We start from the raw sequence: 4736 nt of genomic DNA, 5'->3' as shown, positions 1-4736 counted from the left end.
AGGACAAGGCGAGGCAACGCCGTACTGGTTTAAAGTTAATCCACTATATTTTGCCTGCAAATCGCGTGATGCTCAAAAAAGGTCGTCTGAAACCGATTTTCAGACGACCTTTTCCCAACGCGTCTTCCCTTTTCCTGCACACATTGTCAACAAAATCCGCATAAAAAATGCTAAGATGACCGTCTCGATAGACATTTGGAACACCCATGAACCCACTACTCGACCAGCTCCAACCCTATCCGTTTGCCCGCCTGCGCGAAGCCATGCAGGGCGTTAACCCTCCCGAAGGCGTCGCCCCCGTCCACCTGCATATCGGCGAACCGAAACACCCTACCCCCGAAGTCATCACCAATGCGCTGACCGCCTCACTGCACGAACTGGAAAAATACCCCCTGACCGCAGGTCTGCCCGAGCTGCGTCAGGCCTGTGCCGACTGGCTGCAACGCCGTTACGACGGACTGACCGTCAACCCCGATACAGAAGTCCTGCCCGTACTCGGCAGCCGCGAAGCCTTGTTTTCCTTCGTTCAAACCATCTTAAACCCCGTTTCAGACGACCTCAAACCCATCGTCCTCAGCCCCAACCCGTTCTACCAAATCTACGAAGGCGCAGCCATTCTCGGCGGCGGCGAAATCCGTTTTGCCAACTGCCCTGCCCCGTCCTTCAAGCCCGATTGGAAAAGCATTACCGAAGACGTATGGCAACGCACCAAAGTCATGTTCGTCTGCTCGCCCAACAACCCCAGCGGCAGCGTCCTGCAACTGGAAGACTGGCAAGAAATCTTTGATCTGCAAGACAAATACGGTTTCATCATTGCTTCCGACGAATGCTATTCCGAAATCTATTTCGACGGCAACAAACCCATAGGCGGCTTACAGGCGGCAGCGCAATTAGGGCGCAGCAACCGCAATATCGTCATGTTCACCAGCCTCTCCAAACGTTCTAACGTCCCCGGACTACGCTCCGGTTTTGTCGCAGGCGATGCCGAATTGCTTAAAAACTTCCTGCTCTACCGCACCTACCACGGCAGCGCGATGAGCATCCCCGTTCAACGCGCCAGCATCGCCGCGTGGAACGACGAAGAACACGTCATTGCCAACCGCCGCCTATACCAGGAAAAATTCGACCGCGTCATCCCCATTTTGCAGCAGGCATTCGACGTCAAACTGCCCGATGCATCATTCTACATCTGGCTGAAAGTCCCCGATGGCGACGATTTGGCATTTGCCAAAAACCTCTGGCAAAAAGCCGCCATCCAAGTCCTCCCCGGCCGCTTCCTCGCCCGCGATACCGAATGGGGCAATCCAGGCGAAGGCTACGTCCGCATTGCCTTAGTTGCCGATGTCGGCAGCTGCGTCAAAGCCGCCGAAACCATCGTTTCCCTGTATCGCTGAATAAAGTGGCAGTTCAATAAAAGGTCGTCTGAAAACCTCAAATCCGAGTTTTCAGACGACCTTTTTAATTCCATTCAAACAGCCTTTGCTATAACGGCATTTACCTCACTTATCAAACTTGCCCATAAAACATTTTAAACCTACAATGCCGCTGTTTATCACATCTTTGAGTCCATCATGTTCTTCGTCCTTTCCCCCGCCAAAAACCTCAATGAAAAAGACCCTGCGCCCGTCAAAGAATTCACCCAACCCGACCTCTTGGCTGAAGCCGAAATCCTGATGCGCCAACTGCGTGAACTCGCCCCGCAGCAAATCGCCGAGCTGATGCACGTTTCCGACAAAATCGCCCTCTTAAACGCCGAGCGCAACGCCGAATGGCATACGCCGTTTACCCCCGACAACGCCAAACAGGCAGTCTTTATGTTCAACGGCGACGTTTACGAAGGCATCGCCGCAGACACCCTCAAACCCGAACAAATCCAATATCTGCAACAGCACGTCCGCCTGCTTTCCGGTCTCTACGGCGTTCTTCGCCCGCTGGATTTGATGCAGCCCTACCGCTTGGAAATGGGAACGGCGTTTGCCAACACACGCGGTAAGAACCTGTATGAATTTTGGGGCGACATCATCACCGACCTGCTGAACGACACCCTTGCCCAAGCAGGCAGCGACATATTGGTTAACCTCGCTTCGCAAGAATATTTCAAATCCGTCAACACTAAAAAACTTAAAGCCCGCCTGATTACTCCCGTTTTCAAAGATGAAAAAAACGGCAAATACAAAATCATCAGCTTCTACGCCAAACGCGCGCGCGGACTGATGGTACGATACGCGGCGGAACACAATATCACCGACCCTGAAATGCTGAAAAATTTCGATTACGAAGGCTACGCATTTAACGTAGCAGCGTCGAATGAGTCCGAATGGGTGTTCATGCGCAAAGAACAAACCAAGTAAAAACAAAAAACTAAATATTCGCCTGCAAATTTCGCTTGGCAAACCTGACAAATTTCATTATTATTTCGGCTTCAAGAAACGGAAGCGTGGCAGAGCGGTTTAATGCAACGGTCTTGAAAACCGTCGAGGGTTGATAGCCCTCCGTGAGTTCGAATCTCACCGCTTCCGCCATTTCTTGAAAATAGAAAAACCAAATAAAAATGAAGTGAAGCCCAGCCATCAACATTTTTATTTGGTTTTACTTTATTCTACGGAAACGTGGCAGAGAGGCTGAATGCAGCGGACTCGAAATCCGCTGAGGGTGCAAATCCTCCGTGGGTTCGAATCCCACCGTTTCCGCCAAACCGGACAAAAGCTGCTCTTTCCATAGCAGCTTTTTTGAATTTGCCTCCCAAGTATTGGCTATGTATAGGGGATGGACCCAACTTCAAGGGGCATTCAGTTTTCAGACGACCTTGGATTCGGATTTCAAGTGCATCAGTGGTTGGAACAGATTCAAGAATAAAACACTTGGCGTTTCGTAACCAAGTGTTTTTCTTTGGCGGATAAGGATGTTAATGTGTTGCATTGCAGGAAAGGCCGGTATGCTACCGCATACTGGTCTTTTTCTGTTATGGAAAGTTGCACTTCAAATCCGAATCCGCCGTCGTCTGAAAAGCATCAATTGCTTTTTCAGACGACCTTTGCGTATTTGCCGGATAGTTACTGCTCTTCCAAGCGTCCGTCGTGCATCAACATAACCCGTTCAAAGCGGACTGCCAACTCGTCATCATGCGTGACCACAATCAGGCTGGTATTCAACTCGGATTTCAGATCCAGCATCATATCCAGTACATTTTGCGCATTTTTACGGTCAAGATTGCCTGTCGGCTCGTCAGCAAGCAAACATTTGGGACGTGTTACCAGCGCGCGCGCAATGGCGGCACGTTGGCGTTCGCCACCGGAAAGCTCGCTGGGGCGGTGCTGTATGCGCTTTTTCAAACCTGCTTTTTCCAACATTTCAACCGCACGCTGTTCTGCTTCGGCTTTTTTCATCTTGCCGATTAAAAGCGGCATCATGACGTTTTCCAAAGCGGAAAATTCAGGCAGCAAATGGTGGAACTGGTACACAAAACCCAAATACTGATTGCGCAGCAGACCCAGTTGTTTCTGTCCCAACTGACCCAAATCCTGCCCCATCAGCACCACGCTGCCGGAAGTCGGTTTATCCAAGCCGCCCAAAATGTGCATCAAGGTCGATTTGCCGCTACCGGACGAACCGATAATGCTGACGCTTTGACCCTCGAGCACTTCGAGCCTCAACTGATTCAAAACATTGACATTCAATTGACCGTCTTTGTAGCTTTTGCTGACATTATCGCATTTCAAAACTACTTTATTCATAGCGCAAAGCCTCCGCCGGTTGGGTTCTTGCAGCACGCCAGCTTGGATAGAGCGTAGCGATAAACGACAAAATCAGGGAAATGCAGGCTATCAGCACAACATCATGAACACTGACGTCACTCGGGATATAATCGATGAAATAAACTTGCGGTTTGATGAATTGGAAACCAAACCAACTCTCTAACTGTTTGACAATACTGCCCACGTTCAAAGCCAGCGTGACACCGGTAATCACACCGGTCAAGGTGCCGAAAAAGCCGGCAAATACGCCCTGCACCATAAAAATTTTCATAATACTGCCCGGGGAGACACCCAAAGTCCTCAAAATGGCAATATCGGCTTGTTTTTCCGTAACTGCCATGACCAAAGAAGAAACCAAGTTAAAGGTGGCTACGGCAACAATCAGCAGCAGAATGATGAACATCACCCTTTTCTCCATTTCTACGGCCTCGAAATAACTGCGGTTGGTGTACGTCCAATCGCGCAACCATACTTCTTCTTGCAGATTTTTCGGCAGCAGTGTTTCGGTGAACGACGGCGCGTTGATCGGATCGGCAAGTTTCAATCTTAAGCCTGCCGCATTTTCATCTAGGCGGTACAAGACTTGGGCGTCTTTCATGTGTGTCAATGCCAGAGAATTGTTCAATTCATGGATTTTGGTTTTGACCAAGCCGACAACTTTAAATTGTTTCAGACGAGGTACGACACCGGCAGGCGTCACGTTGCCTTCAGGCGTAACGACAGTGATTTTTTCACCAACCTTTACATCCAAAGTCTCAGCCAAATCCTGTCCCAAAATAATATCGAATTCGCCCGGCTTCAAATCATCAAAACTGCCCACAGGCATTTCTTTACTGTATTCAACAATCTTTTTTTCTTCATCAGGCAAAATCCCGCGGATTTGAACACCTTGGACCTCACCCGCATTTGCCAGCAATGCCTGCCCCGAAACATAAGGTGCCGACTGAAGCACCTCTTTGCGTCCTTTAATAATCTCGCGCA

General features: G+C 49.7%; 4 protein-coding genes and 2 tRNA genes. 4 read left to right on the top strand and 2 right to left on the bottom strand.

Annotation, left to right across the window (positions count from 1 at the left end):
* Positions 1–206 precede the first annotated feature (206 nt).
* From dapC to HMPREF1051_RS03135, 4 genes are all read left to right on the top strand, one after another.
* Entirely contained in the window at positions 207–1394 is a 1188-nt protein-coding gene (gene dapC / locus HMPREF1051_RS03150; RefSeq protein ID WP_003764345.1) for a succinyldiaminopimelate transaminase, read from the top strand.
* A gap of 177 nt (positions 1395–1571) precedes the next feature.
* Entirely contained in the window at positions 1572–2351 is a 780-nt protein-coding gene (yaaA, locus tag HMPREF1051_RS03145; protein ID WP_003764346.1) for a peroxide stress protein YaaA, read from the top strand.
* Between the two features lie 80 nt (positions 2352–2431).
* Positions 2432–2522, top strand: a tRNA-Ser gene (locus tag HMPREF1051_RS03140).
* An 81-nt stretch (positions 2523–2603) separates the two neighbouring features.
* Positions 2604–2693: transfer RNA gene (locus HMPREF1051_RS03135), tRNA-Ser, on the top strand.
* A 360-nt stretch (positions 2694–3053) separates the two neighbouring features.
* On the opposite strand, the gene lolD is transcribed toward HMPREF1051_RS03135, so the two are convergent.
* Entirely contained in the window at positions 3054–3734 is a 681-nt protein-coding gene (gene lolD / locus HMPREF1051_RS03130) for a lipoprotein-releasing ABC transporter ATP-binding protein LolD (protein ID WP_003764349.1), read from the bottom strand.
* On the bottom strand, positions 3727–4736 hold a 1010-nt coding region (locus HMPREF1051_RS03125; RefSeq protein ID WP_003764351.1), incomplete at its 5' end, for a lipoprotein-releasing ABC transporter permease subunit. The genes lolD and HMPREF1051_RS03125, both read right to left, overlap by 8 nt.

The organism is Neisseria sicca VK64 (assembly GCF_000260655.1).
GTDB lineage: Bacteria > Pseudomonadota > Gammaproteobacteria > Burkholderiales > Neisseriaceae > Neisseria > Neisseria sicca_B.
The sequence above is the reverse complement of the archived record's forward strand: the minus strand, read 5'-3'. Positions and strand labels throughout refer to the sequence as shown.